This is a genomic window from Bradyrhizobium sp. CIR48 (assembly GCF_014198315.1).
Lineage (GTDB): Bacteria > Pseudomonadota > Alphaproteobacteria > Rhizobiales > Xanthobacteraceae > Bradyrhizobium.
The window spans coordinates 351,904-367,046 of record NZ_JACIHG010000008.1 but is presented as its reverse complement, the minus strand read 5'-3'; the positions used below and the strand labels follow the sequence as shown (position 1 = coordinate 367,046).

The following is a 15,143-nucleotide window of genomic DNA, read 5'->3' as shown; positions in this document are numbered from 1 at the left end:
CACCCGGCGCGGGGCTTAAATCGCGGCCATGGCCCTCAGAGAAATCATCATCCTGCCCGACAGGCAGCTGCGTCTGGTCTCCAAGCCGATCGAGAAGGTCACCTCGGAGATCCGCAAGCTTGCCGACGACATGTTCGAGACCATGTACGACGCGCCCGGCATTGGCCTCGCCGCGATCCAGATCGCGCAGCCGCTGCGGCTGATCACCATGGACCTCGCCAAGCGCGACGAGAACGGCGAGACCACGCCGCTTCCGCGCGTCTTCATCAACCCCGAGATCATCGCCTCGTCCGAGGAACTCTCGGTCTACGAGGAAGGCTGCCTCTCGATCCCCGAATACTACGAGGAGGTCGAGCGCCCTGCGAAGGTGCGCGTCCGCTTCACCGATCTCGACGGCAAGGTGCACGAGGAGGACGCAGAAGGCCTCTATGCCACCTGCATCCAGCACGAGATCGACCACCTCAACGGCGTCCTGTTCGTCGACTATCTGTCGAAGCTCAAGCGCGACCGCGTCATGAAGAAGTTCGAGAAAGCCGCCAAGCGCGCGGAGTGAGTTTTGGTGCTGCCCGCATTCCCCTGCGCTCCCTCCCCCCTTGTGGGGGAGGGCGGGGGAGAGGGGTAGCCCAGGCGGAAGTCTATCCGTCATCTGAATCGAGTGCGTGCCGCGAACGCTCGTGCCGAAAGAGCGCGTCGTGTGGCACCCCTCTCCCTAGCCCTCCCCCACAAGGGGGAGGGAACGCATCGAGTCCTTGTCATGCCCCTCCGCCTGATCTTCATGGGCACGCCCGATTTCTCCGTGCCGACGCTGCTCGAGCTGGTCGCGCACGGCCACGAGATCGTCGCCGTCTACACCCGCGCGCCGAAGCCCGGCGGGCGGCGCGGCCTGCAATTGCAGCCGACGCCGGTCGAGGAGGCCGCGCGAAAGCTCGGCATTCCCGTGCTGACGCCGAAGACGCTGAAGACCCAGGAAGCGCTCGACGAGTTCAGCGCGCTCGTTGCCGATGCCGCCGTGGTCGTCGCCTACGGCATGATCCTGCCGCAGGCGATCCTCGATGCGCCAAAACTCGGCTGCTACAATCTGCACGCCTCGCTGCTGCCGCGCTGGCGCGGCGCAGCGCCGATCAACCGTGCGATCATGGCTGATGATGCCGAGAGCGGCGTGATGGTGATGAGGATGGATGTCGGCCTCGACACCGGCGATGTCGCCATGGCCGAGCGCCTCGCGATCACCGACAATATGACTGCACTCGATTTGCACGATCGTCTCTCCCGCCTCGGCGCCGATCTCATGGTGCGCGCGATGGCCGCACTCGCCCGCGATGGGCTCCAGCTCAAGAAGCAGAGCGAGGACGGCGTCACCTACGCCGCCAAGATCGACAAGGCCGAGGCGCGGATCGACTGGACGGGGCCGGCGCGCGCCGTGCTGCGCCACATCCACGGCTTGTCGCCGTTTCCCGGCGCATGGGCCGAGCTTGCCGGCGTCAGCGAGAATGCGCGCGTCAAGATCCTGCGGTGTGAATTGGCAAAGGGGTCGGGCGCGCCGGGCGAAGTGCTCGATGACAAGCTCACCATCGCCTGCGGCGAGGGCGCCATCCGCATCATCGAGCTCCAGCGCGAGGGCAAGGGCCGGATGCAGGCCGCGGACTTCCTGCGCGGCGTGCCGTTGAAGGCGGGAGCGAGGTTCAACTAATCAGCGATGCCCCGCTACAAGCTCACCATCGAATATGACGGCGCGCCGTTTTTCGGCTGGCAGGTGCAGGACACGCTGCCCTCGGTGCAGGGCGCGCTGGAGGCGGCCGTGAAGGCGATGACCGGCGCGGATTTGCGCGTGCATGGCGCCGGCCGCACCGATGCCGGCGTGCACGCGCGCGGCCAGGTCGCGCATGTCGACATCGACAAGCAGTTTCCGCCGGGCCGGTTTCGCGACGGGCTCAACGCGCATCTGCGCCCGCATCCGATCGGGGTGCTGGAGGCGGAGATCGTGCCTGACACCTTCGAAGCGCGCTTCTCGGCGGTGAAGCGCCACTACCGCTACCGCATCGTCAACACCCGCGCCAATCTCGCGCTCGACATCGGCCACGCCTGGCGCGTGCCGCGCCGGCTCGATGCCGATGCGATGCATGCGGCGGCACTGCGCCTGCTCGGCAAGCACGATTTCACCACGTTCCGCGACACCGAGTGCCAGGCCAAGTCGCCGGAGAAGACGCTCGACCAGCTCGACGTGCTGCGTGACGGCCGCGACATCACCATTGTCACCTCGGCGCGCTCGTTCCTGCACAGCCAAGTGCGCTCGATGGTGGGCTCGCTGGTCTGGGTCGGCGAGGGCCGCTGGACCGCCGACGATCTCTCCGCAGCGCTGGAGGCGCGCAACCGCGTCGCCTGCGGCATCGTCGCCCCGCCGGATGGGCTGTATCTGATGAAGGTGGATTATTAGAGGTGTGAGAGCACAGAGACTGCGCGCTCTCTCCACACCCTCGCTGTCATGCCCCGGCTTGACCGGGGCATCCAGTACGCCGCGGCCTTTCGGTTCGATCACTATCGTCTCTGGAATACTGGATCGCCCGGTCCTAGTGCGCAATTGCGCACTGGCCGGGCGATGACAGCGGAGTATTAAGCAAAATACCGCGTCAAAATCCCGCGGTAGACCTGCGTCAGCTTCTCCAGATCCTTAACCGGCACCCGCTCGTCGACCTGGTGCATGGTCTGGCCGACCAGCCCGAACTCGATCACCGGGCAATAGCTCGAGATGAAGCGCGCGTCCGACGTGCCGCCTGACGTCGACAGCTCGGGCTTCCGCCCCGTCACCTCCTCGATCGCGGAGACCGCGAGATCGGTGAACGGCCCCGGCTTGGTCACGAACACGTTGGAGTTCGAGGGCTCCCAGACGATGCGGGCCTTGATGCGGTTGCCGCAGGCTTTTGTCAGCCGCGTCTCGACCAACTCGCGCAAGGAGGCCTGGGTGTGGTTGTCGTTGTAGCGGATATTGAACTTGGCGCGGGCCTCGCCGGGGATGACGTTGTTGGCTTTGTTCCCGACGTCGACCGAGGTGAACTCGAGATTGGAGGCCTGGAATTGCGCGCTGCCATGGTCGAGCGGCTCGTCGGAGATCGCCACGATCAGCCTTGCGATGTCAGGCACCGGATTGGAGGCGCGGTGCGGATAGGCGACATGGCCCTGCACGCCGTCCACGTACAGCGTGCCGGATTGCGAGCCGCGGCGGCCGACCTTGATGGTGTCGCCGAGCGTCTCGACATTGGAGGGCTCGCCCAGCACGCAATGGTCGAATTTTTCGCCGCGCTCGGCCGTCCATTTCAACAGCTTGATGGTGCCGTTGATGGAGACGTCTTCCTCGTCGCCCGTAATCAGGAACGAGATTGAGCCCTTTCCGTCGCTGCGCGGCTGGCCGCCGTTGGCGGCGAGATGCTCCAGGACAGCCGCGACCGAGCAGGCGATGCCGCCCTTCATGTCGACCGCGCCGCGGCCGTGCAGGACGCCGTCCCTCACCTCACCGGAGAACGCACCGACGCTCCAGGCGCTCTCGTCACCTGCTGGTACCACGTCGGTGTGGCCGGCAAAGGTGATGTGCGGGCCTTCAGTGCCGATCCGCGCATAGAGATTGTCGACGTCGGCAGTGCCTTCCTCGCTGAAGGTCACGCGGTGGCAAGTGAACCCGGCGGCGGTGAGGGCTTTTTCGAGCACCCCGAGCGCACCGGCATCTTCAGGGGTTACCGAGGGGCAGCGGATCAGATCGCGGGCAATGGACAGAGCATCGGTCATGCGCCCCGCTTAACATGCATGCCGCCGGGTGGGCTAGCGCGGGGCGGGACAATTTCGATCTCGCGGCTCTGGTCCCAGCTTTTCGCAGGGGGAGCGGCGGATGCGGAGCCATCGTCGAAGTCGGCGAGCGGATCGCGGCCGAACCGGTTGTGGCCCGCAGTGCCGGACCGGCAGAACATTTCGACGAGGCCCCACAGCCATAGCAGTGCGGCAGTCAGGTTGAGCGAAAATATCCAGCTTGATTTGGGCAGCAGGTCGGCGAACTGGCTGAACAGGCCGGGCAGGAAGAAGAACGGAACGATCCACCAGCCGCTCTTGTCGCGGTCATGGAGTCGCTTGATCGCCGTCGCGAGATAGATCCAGAAGAACAGCGCCATGCCGGACGCCTTGAGGATCGAGCCCGCGAGATCAGCTGATGCCAGCGCGTGGGAGACGCGGGGGTCGATAAGCTTGAAGAGGCCGTCGAGTCCGAAGTCGAAATCGAGTTCAATTCCGAGCTTTAGGGTGGACCTCGTCCCTCCGACGATTCCGATGGCCTGACCGGCAATCTCCAGCAAGCCCGCCAGCAGCGCGACGATCAGCAGCGCCTGCCACAGCAGAGCGCGGTTGATGCGACCGTCGAAGCGGAACAGATACCAGGTCCAGTCCATGCGAACGGCTCCGGGCGGGAGGAGCCGCCCGAAGATTGGTCGCGATGGAAGAAGGGTGGGTTCGATAGGGCTCTAAGACCCGTCGTCCCCGCGCAACGGCGAAGCCGTTGTCGCTGGAGGTGCGAAGCATGGGACGCGACGCGTCCCATGGTGAGCCTCGAAGGATGAACGGCCCGCGATGTCGCCGCCAGCCGGGCCGTCGCCCTTCGAGGGCCGCTGAAGGAGCGGCCACCTCAGGGTGACGGGGATGGGTCTGGGATCGTCGCTCTAGCTCAATCCCGCAGCAGCTCGTTGATGCTGGTCTTGGAGCGCGTGCGCTCGTCGACGCGCTTGACGATGACGGCGCAGGCGGTGCTCGGGCCGATCTGGCCGTTCTTCATCGGCTTGCCGGGCAGCGCGCCGGGCACCACCACCGAATATTCTGGCACTTCGCCGATGAAGACCTCGCCGGTCTCGCGGTCGACGATCTTGGTCGAGGCGCCCAGGAACACGCCCATCGCCAGCACCGCGCCCTTGCGCACGATCACGCCCTCGGCGACCTCGGAGCGCGCGCCGATGAAGCAATCGTCCTCGATGATCACGGGCTCGGCCTGGAGCGGCTCGAGCACGCCGCCGATGCCGGCGCCGCCGGAGATGTGCACGCGCTTGCCGATCTGGGCGCAGGAGCCGACCGTGGCCCAGGTGTCGACCATGGTGCTCTCATCGACATAGGCGCCGAGATTGACGAAGGACGGCATCAGCACGACGTTCTTGGCGATGAAGGCCGAGCGGCGGACGACGGCGCCAGGCACCGCGCGAAAACCGGCGTCGCGAAAGCGGTTCGGGCCCCAACCTTCGAACTTCGAGGGCACCTTGTCCCACCAGCTCGCCTGGCCGGGGCCGCCGGGAATGACGTCCATGTCGTTGAGGCGGAACGATAGCAGCACCGCCTTCTTCAGCCATTGATTGACCTTCCACTTGCCGTCGGCCCCGCGCTCGGCAACGCGTGCCTCACCCCTGTCCAGGGTCTCCAGCGCCTGGTCCACGGCTTCGCGCACCTCACCCCTGGTCGACGTCGAGATGCCGTCACGCGCGTCGAAGGCACTGTTGATGGTGGATTCGAGGGCTGCAAGAGACATCGGGATTTCCTCTGGGGGAAGGCGTGGTTTCGTGTGAATTGGAGCGCTTTTTCGGGATTTGGCGGGGGAGAGTCAAGGCATACTCCGCTGTCGTCCCGGGGCGCGAAGCGAGCTCGGGACGACAGCGGTTATTTGGGCGACAACCCCGCCAAAAACCCCGTCAGATCATCCGTGACGTGGTCGACATGGGCAGCATCCCGGCCTTCCAGTTCCCAGTCCTCCCGCACCACCTCCTTCGTTCCGTCCGGCACCACCAGCACGGTGGTCATGCCGAGCTGGTGCGGGACGGTGAGGTTGCGGGCGAGGTCCTCGAACATGGCGGCGCGGGTCGGATCGACCGCGTGGTCGGCGAGGAATTTCTGATAGGTCTGCGCCGCCGGCTTCGGCTCGAACTGGGCGGCGATGATGTCGAACACGCCGTCGAAATGCGTTGCCAGGCCGAGACGCGCCAGCACGGCATCGACATGGTCGACCGAGCCATTGGTCAGGATCAGCTTGCGCCCCGTTAATTTTGCGATGGCCTCGCCGAGCGCAGGGTTCGGCTCCAGTGGCGAATGGTCGATCTTGTGGACGTAGGCGAGATAGTCGTCGGCGGACACGCCATGCAGGGTCATCATGCCGCGCATCGTGGTGCCGAAACGCAGGTAATAATCCTTCTGCAGTTTTCGCGCTTCCGTCGGCGTCACCTGCAGCCAGCTCGACACGAACTCGGTGATCCGCACATCGACCTGCTGCCACAGATTGACGTGATGCGGATACAGCGTGTTGTCGAGGTCGAATACCCAGGTGTCGACATGGGCAAAGGTGCGGGGTTGGTTCATCGCAACTCTCTATCCGTTAGGCCCGAGCGCAGCTCCACCCTCCGCTGTCGTCCCGGACGAGCGCAGCGAAGATCCGGGACCCATCACCACAGGGAGTGGTTTGGCGAAGATTCGGGGTGACCAGCTTCGCGCCACAACCACTCCCTGTGGTTATGGGTCCCTGCATTCGCAGGGACGACAGCGGAGTTTGTGGCGACGCCACCATCACAGCAACACCATCACGGCACCGCAAAGCGGAGCGTCTTGCCGCCGCTCGACATGTCCACCGCGCCAAATCCCGTCGCCCCGAAACCGCGCGCGCCGCAATCGGTCTGCTCAACGGTCTCGAACTTGGTCTCGCGCGTGCAGAGCTGCCTGTCGCCGCCCCAGTTCAGTGGCCGGTCCTTCAGCTTGACGGCGCGGTTGTCGGCGTCGACGGCTTCCGCGAAGCTGAAGATCTGCTTCGGCTGGCCGGTCACATCAGGATGCAGGCACGTCTTGGGATCGATGCGATACCAGCCGCGGCTGGTCACGGACTTGCCGTCGTCGGTCGCGATCGCCGCCATCACCTTGTGCGGCGTATCGTTGCACCAGGTGAGGCCGGTCGCGGACGGCGTCTGCACCGCATCGACCATGGTCTTGAAGAAGTTTTGCGAGCCCACGATGTCCGAGGACAATCCGCGGCTCTTCAGGAACGCGGCCAGGGCTGCCTGCGTCTTCGGCCCGTCGACGCCGTCGATCGGCGCGGCGTCGTAGCCCGCAATGACCAAAAGCCGCTGGATGCCGGCGAGGCGGGCCTGCTCGTCGTCATATTCGGAATCCTCGGCGAGATAGGCAATGAGGTTGCCGTCTGCGCTTTGCGTCGGGGTGACTTGCGTAAATGCGGCCTGGGTCTGGCCGCTGCGGCATTGCCGGGCCGCAGCAATGACGAAATTGTCCTGCGCGACACAGAGCATGTCGCTGCCGTTCTGCGGAATCGGCGAGGCGCCATAGACGCCGAGCGCGCGGGCATTGAGCAGGATGCGGTCGGCGGTCAGCGTGCCCTGCACGACCACGCGGCAGGTGGCGGGATCGACCCTGAACCAGCCGCGCGTCGCGGTCGCCGCCTTGTCGTCGATGCCGATCGCGGCCTCGACGACGTAGGACATGCGGTTGCAGATCTTCAGATCGGCGAAGGCCGGCACCGAGGAGAACACGAACGAGACGGCCGCCGCCGGCAACGCCATCAGGAAGCGGGTCAGGGGCGAGCGGCGATTTCTCCGCTCTCTCCGCTCGTCATGGCCGGGCTTGTCCCGGCCATCCACGTTCTTGGCGCGGATCGAAAGATCGTGGATGGCCGGGACAAGCCCGGCCATGACGGTTTTCTTTGTCCGCTCGTCTCTCACTTGTGGATCAGTGTTCCCGTGCCCTGGTTGGTGAAGAGCTCGAGCAGCACGGCGTGCTGCATCTTGCCGTCGATGATGACGACGCCCTCGACGCCCTGCTCGAGCGCATAGATGCAGGTCTCGACCTTCGGGATCATGCCGCCGGAAATGGTGCCGTCGGCGATCAGCTTGCGGGCATCCTTCACCGACAATTGCGGGATCAGCTTCTTCGACTTGTCGAGCACGCCGGGCACGTCGGTGAGCAGCAACAGCCGCTTGGCCTTCAGCGCGCCGGCAACCGCACCGGCAAAAGTGTCGGCGTTGATGTTCAGCGTCTGGCCTTCCTTCGAGGTTGCGAGCGGCGCCAGCACCGGGATCAGCTCGTAGCCGATCAGCTGGTTGAGCAGCGTGAGGTCGACCTTCTCGGGGTCGCCGACGAAGCCGAGATCGATTGCCTTCTCGATGTTCGAGCCCGGATCGATGATGGTGCGCGTCGTCTTCGACGCCTTCACCATATTGCCGTCCTTGCCGGACAGCCCCACGGCCTTGCCGCCGGCCTCATTGATGTAGCCGACGATCTGCTTGTTGACGGAGCCGGCGAGCACCATCTCGACGATCTCGATGGTCGCCGCATCGGTGATGCGCAGGCCGGCGGCGAATTCCGAGACGATGCCGAGGCGCTTGAGCATGGTCGCGATCTGCGGCCCGCCGCCATGCACCACCACCGGATTGATCGCGGTCTGCTCCAGCAGCACGATGTCGCGGGCAAAATTCTTCGCGGTCTCCTCGTCGCCCATGGCATGGCCGCCATATTTGATGACGATGGTTTCCTCGTCATACTGCTGCATATGCGGCAGCGCTTCCGACAGGATGCGGGCCTGGTCGAGCGGGGAGATGTCGGTCATGTCGCGGATCTCGCTGGCGGGACTGGAGCGGCCTGCGTTCTATCCGATTGGCGGGCGTGGCGCAAAGTGTGGTGTTCGTTCTTACCCTCCCCTGGAGGGGGAGGGTCGATCGCGCGTAGCGCGAGCGGGGTGGGGTGATCTCTCCACACGGGCACTACTTCTATGGAGAGACTGTCACCCCACCCCGCTACGCATTTCGCTTCGCTGCATGCCTAGCGACCCTCCCCCTCCAGGGGAGGGTAAGAAGGCGTATCACTTCCTCGCCACCACCGTCGCCGCACTCACCGCCAGCCAGCCCAAAATCATCACCGTCCCGCCCGTCGGCGCCGCCATCGGAAACAGCGAGTGCCCGGCAAATTGCCGCAAGGTGAGGTCGCCCGCGAACAGCATGGCGCCGATCACGAAGCCGAATGCGCCGATCAGGCCAATTCCGCCGTGCAGAAGGCCGCGCGCGAGCAAGGCGACAGCTGCAAGTATGGCAGTTGCGTGAAACAGCAGCATCGCGCTGGCCGAGGCCAGCCGGCTCGCATCGCCGCCATGCGCCGAGGCCGCGGCCAGCGCGACGCCGGCGGCGCCCATCAAGCCGGCAAGCCCGATCAGCAGGCGCTGCGCCACCATCACGAGGCCCGCTCTTCCAGCAGCTTGGCCATCGCGGCGCGCAAGCTCTCCATGCCGGTCGAGCTGCGTGACGAGGTCGCGAGCACGTTCGGGAACGCGGCCGGATGCTTGGCCAGCGCCGCCTCGGTCTCGGCAATGCGCGATTGCAGCTCGGAGGCCTTCACCTGGTCGGCCTTGGTCAGCACGATCTGGTAGCTGACCGCCGAGCGGTCGAGCGTCTTGAGGATCTCGAGGTCGACCTCCTTGAGGCCATGCCGCGCGTCGATCAGCACGTAGACGCGCGCAAGCGAGGCGCGTCCCAGCAGGAATTTGTGGATCAGCTCGGTCCAGGACGCGACCTGGCTCTTGGGCGCTTTGGCATAGCCGTAGCCGGGCATGTCGACCAGGCGCAGGTCGGTCTTGCCGGGCACCTCGAAGAAGATCAGCTCCTGGGTGCGTCCCGGCGTATGCGAGGTGCGCGCCAGCGCGTTGCGCCCCGTCAGCGCGTTGATCAGGCTCGACTTGCCGACATTGGAGCGCCCGGCAAAGGCGACTTCCAGCCCCGCCATCGGCGGCAGCGTCTGGATCGAGGGCGAGGCCCAGATGAACTGCCAGTCGCGTGCGAACAGCTTCCGTCCGGCCTCGATCAGCTTCGCATCTTTGTCGTCGGTCATGCGAAGCTCTTTGCTTCCTGTCATTCCGGGGCGATGCGAAGCATCGAGCTCTGGTGCGCTATTGCGCACTTGAGAATCTCGAGATTCCGGGTCTGGTGCTTCGCACCATCCCGGAATGACAGAGTGTGAGACTTACGTCGCCTTCTTCGCGAACGTCGCCTTGAGATTGTCGAACAGCTCCACCTTCACCCCGTTGCGGCGCATGATGTAGCTCTGCTGAACCACCGAGAGCAGGTTGTTCCAGGCCCAGTAGATCACGAGGCCCGCCGGGAAGCCCGCCAGCATGAAGGTGAAGATCAGCGGCATCCAGTTGAAGATGATCTGCTGCGTCGGATCCGGCGGCGTCGGGTTCAGCTTCATCTGGAACCACATCGTGATGCCCATGATGATCGGCCAGATGCCGAGCGCGAGGTAATGGCCGAACACCGGGATCGTGGTCGGATCGAACGGGATCAGCCCGAACAGGTTGAACAGGTTGGTCGGATCCGGCGCCGAGAGGTCCTTGATCCAGCCGTAGAACGGCGCGTGCCGCATCTCGATGGTGACGAACAGCACCTTGTAGAGCGAGAAGAACACGGGGATCTGGATCAGCACGGGAAGACAGCCGGCGACCGGATTGATCTTCTCCTTGCGGTAGATCTCCATCATCTCCTGCTGCTGCTTCACCTTGTCGTCGGGGTAGCGCTCCTTGAGCGCCTGCAGCTGCGGCTGAACCGACTTCATCTTCGCCATCGAGGCGTAGGACTTGTTCGCCAGCGGGAAGAACAGCAACTTCACGATCACGGTCACGAGCAGGATCGAGATGCCGAAATTGCCGAAGAAGCGGTAGAAGAAGTCGAGGCCGAGGAACATCGGCTTGGTGATGAAGTAGAACCAGCCCCAGTCGATCAAGAGATCGAAATGGTTCAGCCCCAGCTCCTTGTTGTAGCCGCCGAGGCCGGCGAACGGGAACACGCCGACCACGCCGGCTTCCTTGGCGCCGGCGAACAGCCGCGCGTTCGCGGTCGCAGTGCCGCCGATCGCGACGGTGACGGGGTCGAGCAGGTAGTCGGTCTGGTAGGTGTGGACGTTGCCGGATGGGTTCGACGAGAAGCGCGCCTGCAGCTGGGCATTGGTATCGGGCAACAGCGCCGAGGCCCAGTACTTGTCGGTGATGCCGAGCCAACCGTTGGTGACCTTGAAGTCCACCTTCTTGCTTTCGTCGATCTTCTTGTAGGCATATTCCTGCAGGCCCTGGTCGCCGAGATAGCCGATCAGGCCTTCATGCAGGATGTAGTAGCCGGAGACCTGCGGCGCACCGTGGCGCGAGATCAGCGCGAACGGATAGAGCGTAACCGGCGCATTGCCGACATTGCTCACCTCGTCCTTGATGGTGAAGAGATAATGGTCGTCGACCGCAATGGTGCGGCGGAAGGTGAGGCCATCGCCATTCTCCCATTTCAGCACCACCGGCGTCGTCGGCGTCAGGCTGCCGCTGCCGTCCTGCTGCCAGACGGTCTGGGCATCAGGCATCTTCGCCGTCACGCCTGTCGCCGCCACCCAGCCGAATTCGGCGTAATAGGGCTCCGCGGTGCCCGAGGGCGAATAGAGGATGATCGGCGGCGATTTCGGATCGACCGTTTCGCGGAATTGCACCAGCGCGATGTCGTCGATGCGGCCGCCCTTCAGCGCGATGCTGCCGGCAATCCGCGGCGTGTCGATCTTCACGCGCGGGCTGGCTGCAATGGCGGCCTCGCGCGCCACCACGGGCTGGGCCTGCTGGTTCGCGCCCGGCGTTGCCGGCTGAGCGGCGTTACCCGGCTGCTGCGGCGCCGCGCCCGGCGTCGCGGAGGCCGACGGCTGCGGCGTGGTCTTCTGGAGCTCGGCCTGGGTCTGCTGCTGGGCGCGCTGCTTCTCCATCTGCGGAACATTGTAGAAATATTGCCAGGCGATCAGGACGAGGCCCGACAGAATGACGGCGAGGATGGTATTGCGATTGTCGGTCATCTCTGGGGTCTCGTCATCAATCCGGTTTGCGGCTGGCAGCAGGAGCGGGGCGGGGCCCGGTACGGTCAGTCCTCGGGCCGCGTCCCTTCGCAGGTCCCTTGGCCGTATGCCGCGCCGGCTTCGTGAACGCCATGCGCAGATCGTCGAGCATGGTGGCGAAGTCGCGCGAGAGCGCGGCGCTTCGTCCGACCAGGACATAATCATGATGGGGCTGCATCGACACCGGATCGAGCCGCTTCACCAATTCGCGAAGCCGGCGCCGGATACGATTGCGCGCGGGGGCATTGCCGTTCTTTTTGGTAACGGTGAAGCCAATCCGGATCGGGCCGCCGTCATCGCGGGGGCGGCTTTGCAGGACGAACGCGGGACTGTTCACCCGCGCGCCATTGGCAACGGCGAGGAAATCCGCCCGCTGCCTCAGCCGATCCATGATGAAATCCCGGAAAAGGGGGTCCGGCTCAGGCGCTCAGACGCTTGCGGCCGCGGGCGCGGCGGGCGGCGAGAACCTTGCGGCCGCCGGCAGTGGCGAGACGAGCACGGAAGCCGTGACGGCGCTTGCGCACCAGTTTGCTGGGTTGATAAGTCCGCTTCACGGGTTTTTCTCCGCTGACCGGGCAATTTGCCTGTAGAATTGATGGTAAAGTCCGGAAGATGCGGCCCAAAACGAGCCGTTTCCGGCCCCAAGAGAGCCGCTCCCGGTGTCGCACCGGGTCATCGCGGACAATTTGCGCGGCTTATAAGGGAGTGCCTTCTTTTCGTCAACGCCGCACAAGCGCACGATTCCGGTGAATATCGCTGTTTGTGCGGGGTTTTTAACCCTTGAGGTGGCGACTCGCGATATCAGCGCTTACATCCCACCTCGGCAGATTAGCGATCCGTAATTTGACCGGACCGGGGTCGGGTCGCATCTTCATACCGCCAATCCTTTACCGGCCAAAGGCAGCGAGGGCGACTTTCGTGGCAGCGACAGACCTCCAGCCGATCCAGGATCAGGATCAGCCGGACCAGCCGGCGATGCGCCCCCGCGGGACGCGCGGCCTCGGGCTGTCAGGCAAGCTGTTGTTGCTCACCGTTCCCCTGGTGATGATCGCGGCCAGCCTGCTCTATGTGCCCGCCATCGCCAACTTCTGGGTCAATCGGCTGAACGACCGCGTCGCCGCCGCCAACACCGCGGCGCTGGTGCTCGATGCGGCGCCGCTCGGCATGGTTCCTGATTCGCTGTCGCGGCAGATCCTGAAGAGCATCAATGCCCGCGCCGTCGCCATCAAGATGGGCCAGCAGCGCCGGCTGCTCGCCAGCGACAACATTCCGGCCGCCATCGAGCATGACATCGACCTGCGCGACATGACGGCGTGGGAGGCGATCACCGGCTCGTTCCGGATGATGCTGGAGACCGGCAATCAGGCCATCCGCATCGTCGGGCCCGGCGTCGGCAATGCCCAGTTCATCGAGATCGTCACCGACGAGCTGCCGCTGCGGCAGCAGATGTACCGGTTCTCCCGCAACGTCGTGGTGGTCGCGCTGATCATCGCGGCGCTGACCGCGGGCCTCGTCTACCTCGCGCTTCATTATCTCTTCGTGCGCCCGATGCGGCGGCTGACCGCGAGCCTGGTCGGCTTCCACGAGAACCCCGAAAGCTCAGCGGGGATCATCGTGCCGAGCCAGCGCAGCGACGAGATCGGGGTCGCCGAGCGCGAATTGTCGGACATGCAGCGCGATTTGATGTCGATGCTGCATCAGAAGAGCCGGCTCGCCGCCCTTGGCCTCGCCGTGTCCAAGATCAACCACGATCTGCGCAATCTGCTGGCCTCGGCCCAGCTCCTGTCGGACCAGCTCGCCAGCGTGCCGGACCCGCGGGTGCAGCGCTTCGCGCCAAAGCTGGTGCGCTCGCTCGAGCGCGCCATCGCCTTCTGCCAGTCGACGCTGTCCTACGGCCGCGCCCAGGAGGCCGCACCGGACCGGCGCATGATCCTGATCGAGCCTGTCGTGCTGGAGGTGCGCGAGACCGCGGGCCTCGCCTCCGACGCCTCGATCGCCTGGGTCGCCGCGATCGATCGCGGGCTTGCGGTCGATGCCGATCCCGATCAGCTGTTCCGGGTGCTGCTCAACCTCGTCCGCAACGCCGCCCAGGCGCTGGAAAGTCACGCCTCCGGCGAGGGCGGGGTGCAGCAGATCCGGATCACGGGAAAACGCGAGGGCGCGGTCGCAATTCTCGAGGTTTCCGATACCGGCCCCGGTGTCCCCCCGAAGACCCGGGAGCACCTGTTCGAGGCGTTCCAGACCTCCGGCCGCCCCGGCGGCAGCGGCCTTGGCCTCGCCATCGCCGCCGAGCTGGTCCGCGCCCATGGCGGCGATATCCACCTGGTCGAAGGCACCATCGGCGCCACCTTCCGCATCGTCATCCCCGACCGGCCCGTCGAGCTCCTTTCCATCCGCAACGAGCGGCAGAGGGCGTAGTCGGCCAGAGGCCCATAATCTCCCGTCATTCCGGGGCTCGCGTAGCGAGAACCCGGAATCCCGAGCATTGGCGCGAGATTCCGGGTTCGACGCTGCGCATCGCCCCGGAATGACATCCAAACCGTCATCTCCCTGCAAAATCTCCCCATCCCGGACCTTGCCAATCGGGGCAAGAGCGGTTAGTCAGAGCGCTCTTTCGCACCCCCTCCGGCTTTGCCGGGGGCTGCCTGCGGGCCAAGCCCGCGCTGTTTGCGAAAAACGCGCCCGTAGCTCAGCTGGATAGAGCATCAGACTACGAATCTGAGGGTCGGACGTTCGAATCGTTCCGGGCGCGCCATTCTTCGCCGAAAGGTCAGGACCTAGCAGCATCTGGTCGCCAGACGGGCCCGAGACCGGATGGCGACGCCGTGTGAGGAGCGGAATGAAGATATCGCAGGCGTTCAAGTTCGAGGCGGCGCATCGGCTGCCGAACGTGCCCGAGACCCATCGATGCCGCCGGCTGCATGGTCATTCCTACCGGGTCGAGGTCCTGCTGGACGGGCCGGTCGATCCGCACACCGGCTTCGTCGCGGATTTCTTCGACATCGAAAAAAGCTTCGCCGACATCCTGGGCGCGCTGGATCACCACTGCCTGAACGAGGTCGAAGGCCTCGAGAACCCGACCGCCGAGAATATCGCGATCTGGATCTGGGACCGGTTGAAGCCGAGCCTTCGACAGCTGTCGGCGGTCCGGGTCTATGAAACGGCGGACTGCTGGGCCGAATATAACGGGCAGTAGCGATGGCCCTGCGCTGATCCGGCGCGGGCCGTCCTTG

16 protein-coding genes and 1 tRNA gene are annotated in these 15,143 nt (G+C 65.1%); 6 read left to right on the top strand and 11 right to left on the bottom strand.

What is annotated here, in order from left to right; translation table 11 throughout:
* Positions 1-28 precede the first annotated feature (28 nt).
* The 3 genes from def (at position 29) to truA (ending at position 2,434) form a co-directional block, all read left to right on the top strand.
* Positions 29-553 (top strand): peptide deformylase, encoded by a 525-nt coding sequence (gene def, locus GGD66_RS25585; protein ID WP_092251777.1) that lies wholly within the window; start codon positions 29-31, stop codon positions 551-553.
* 201 nt (positions 554-754) lie between these two features.
* Complete coding sequence (gene fmt, locus GGD66_RS25580; protein WP_183259360.1) at positions 755-1,690, top strand: methionyl-tRNA formyltransferase; 936 nt, start codon at positions 755-757, stop codon at positions 1,688-1,690.
* 6 nt (positions 1,691-1,696) lie between these two features.
* On the top strand, positions 1,697-2,434 hold the full coding sequence (truA, locus tag GGD66_RS25575) for a tRNA pseudouridine(38-40) synthase TruA (RefSeq protein WP_183259359.1): 738 nt from the start codon (positions 1,697-1,699) through the stop codon (positions 2,432-2,434).
* A 176-nt stretch (positions 2,435-2,610) separates the two neighbouring features.
* Here truA and dapE read toward each other — a convergent pair whose 3' ends face one another.
* The 11 genes from dapE to rpmH form a co-directional block, all read right to left on the bottom strand.
* Positions 2,611-3,777: a succinyl-diaminopimelate desuccinylase gene (gene dapE / locus GGD66_RS25570; RefSeq protein WP_183259358.1), complete on the bottom strand. Its 1,167-nt coding sequence runs from the start codon at positions 3,775-3,777 to the stop codon at positions 2,611-2,613.
* On the bottom strand, positions 3,774-4,427 hold the full coding sequence (locus tag GGD66_RS25565; RefSeq protein WP_183259357.1) for a DUF805 domain-containing protein: 654 nt from the start codon (positions 4,425-4,427) through the stop codon (positions 3,774-3,776). Before GGD66_RS25565 ends, dapE begins: the two co-directional genes overlap by 4 nt.
* A 272-nt stretch (positions 4,428-4,699) precedes the next feature.
* A complete protein-coding gene (dapD, locus tag GGD66_RS25560; protein WP_018320778.1) occupies positions 4,700-5,545 on the bottom strand; it encodes a 2,3,4,5-tetrahydropyridine-2,6-dicarboxylate N-succinyltransferase in 846 nt (281 codons plus the stop codon).
* Between the two features lie 128 nt (positions 5,546-5,673).
* Positions 5,674-6,366 carry a pyrimidine 5'-nucleotidase gene (locus tag GGD66_RS25555; RefSeq protein WP_092251787.1) on the bottom strand — a complete coding sequence of 231 codons (693 nt, stop codon included), beginning with the start codon at positions 6,364-6,366 and terminating at the stop codon, positions 5,674-5,676.
* 218 nt (positions 6,367-6,584) lie between these two features.
* Positions 6,585-7,571: a DUF1036 domain-containing protein gene (locus tag GGD66_RS25550; RefSeq protein WP_183259425.1), complete on the bottom strand. Its 987-nt coding sequence runs from the start codon at positions 7,569-7,571 to the stop codon at positions 6,585-6,587.
* A gap of 155 nt (positions 7,572-7,726) precedes the next feature.
* Positions 7,727-8,614, bottom strand: coding sequence for an acetylglutamate kinase (argB, locus tag GGD66_RS25545; protein WP_018320775.1), 888 nt, complete (start codon positions 8,612-8,614; stop codon positions 7,727-7,729).
* A gap of 252 nt (positions 8,615-8,866) precedes the next feature.
* Positions 8,867-9,232 (bottom strand): DUF423 domain-containing protein, encoded by a 366-nt coding sequence (locus tag GGD66_RS25540; protein WP_183259424.1) that lies wholly within the window; start codon positions 9,230-9,232, stop codon positions 8,867-8,869.
* On the bottom strand, positions 9,232-9,885 hold the full coding sequence (gene yihA, locus GGD66_RS25535) for a ribosome biogenesis GTP-binding protein YihA/YsxC (RefSeq protein WP_183259356.1): 654 nt from the start codon (positions 9,883-9,885) through the stop codon (positions 9,232-9,234). Before yihA ends, GGD66_RS25540 begins: the two co-directional genes overlap by 1 nt.
* A 132-nt stretch (positions 9,886-10,017) precedes the next feature.
* Complete coding sequence (gene yidC / locus GGD66_RS25530; RefSeq protein WP_183259355.1) at positions 10,018-11,871, bottom strand: membrane protein insertase YidC; 1,854 nt, start codon at positions 11,869-11,871, stop codon at positions 10,018-10,020.
* 16 nt (positions 11,872-11,887) lie between these two features.
* Positions 11,888-12,301, bottom strand: coding sequence for a ribonuclease P protein component (gene rnpA, locus GGD66_RS25525; protein WP_183259354.1), 414 nt, complete (start codon positions 12,299-12,301; stop codon positions 11,888-11,890).
* Positions 12,302-12,329: 28 nt separating this feature from the next.
* The gene (gene rpmH / locus GGD66_RS25520; RefSeq protein WP_008542748.1) at positions 12,330-12,464 is read right to left on the bottom strand and encodes a 50S ribosomal protein L34; all 135 of its coding nucleotides are present in this window, start codon (positions 12,462-12,464) and stop codon (positions 12,330-12,332) included.
* Positions 12,465-12,828: 364 nt separating this feature from the next.
* On the opposite strand from rpmH, the gene GGD66_RS25515 reads away from it, so the two are divergent.
* The 3 genes from GGD66_RS25515 to queD all read left to right on the top strand — a co-directional run bounded on the left by GGD66_RS25515 (position 12,829) and on the right by queD (position 15,106).
* Entirely contained in the window at positions 12,829-14,328 is a 1,500-nt protein-coding gene (locus tag GGD66_RS25515) for a HAMP domain-containing sensor histidine kinase (RefSeq protein WP_092251795.1), read from the top strand.
* A gap of 260 nt (positions 14,329-14,588) precedes the next feature.
* Positions 14,589-14,665 (top strand) — tRNA-Arg (locus GGD66_RS25510).
* Positions 14,666-14,749: 84 nt separating this feature from the next.
* Positions 14,750-15,106 carry a 6-carboxytetrahydropterin synthase QueD gene (queD, locus tag GGD66_RS25505; protein WP_183259353.1) on the top strand — a complete coding sequence of 119 codons (357 nt, stop codon included), beginning with the start codon at positions 14,750-14,752 and terminating at the stop codon, positions 15,104-15,106.
* Positions 15,107-15,143 lie beyond the last annotated feature (37 nt).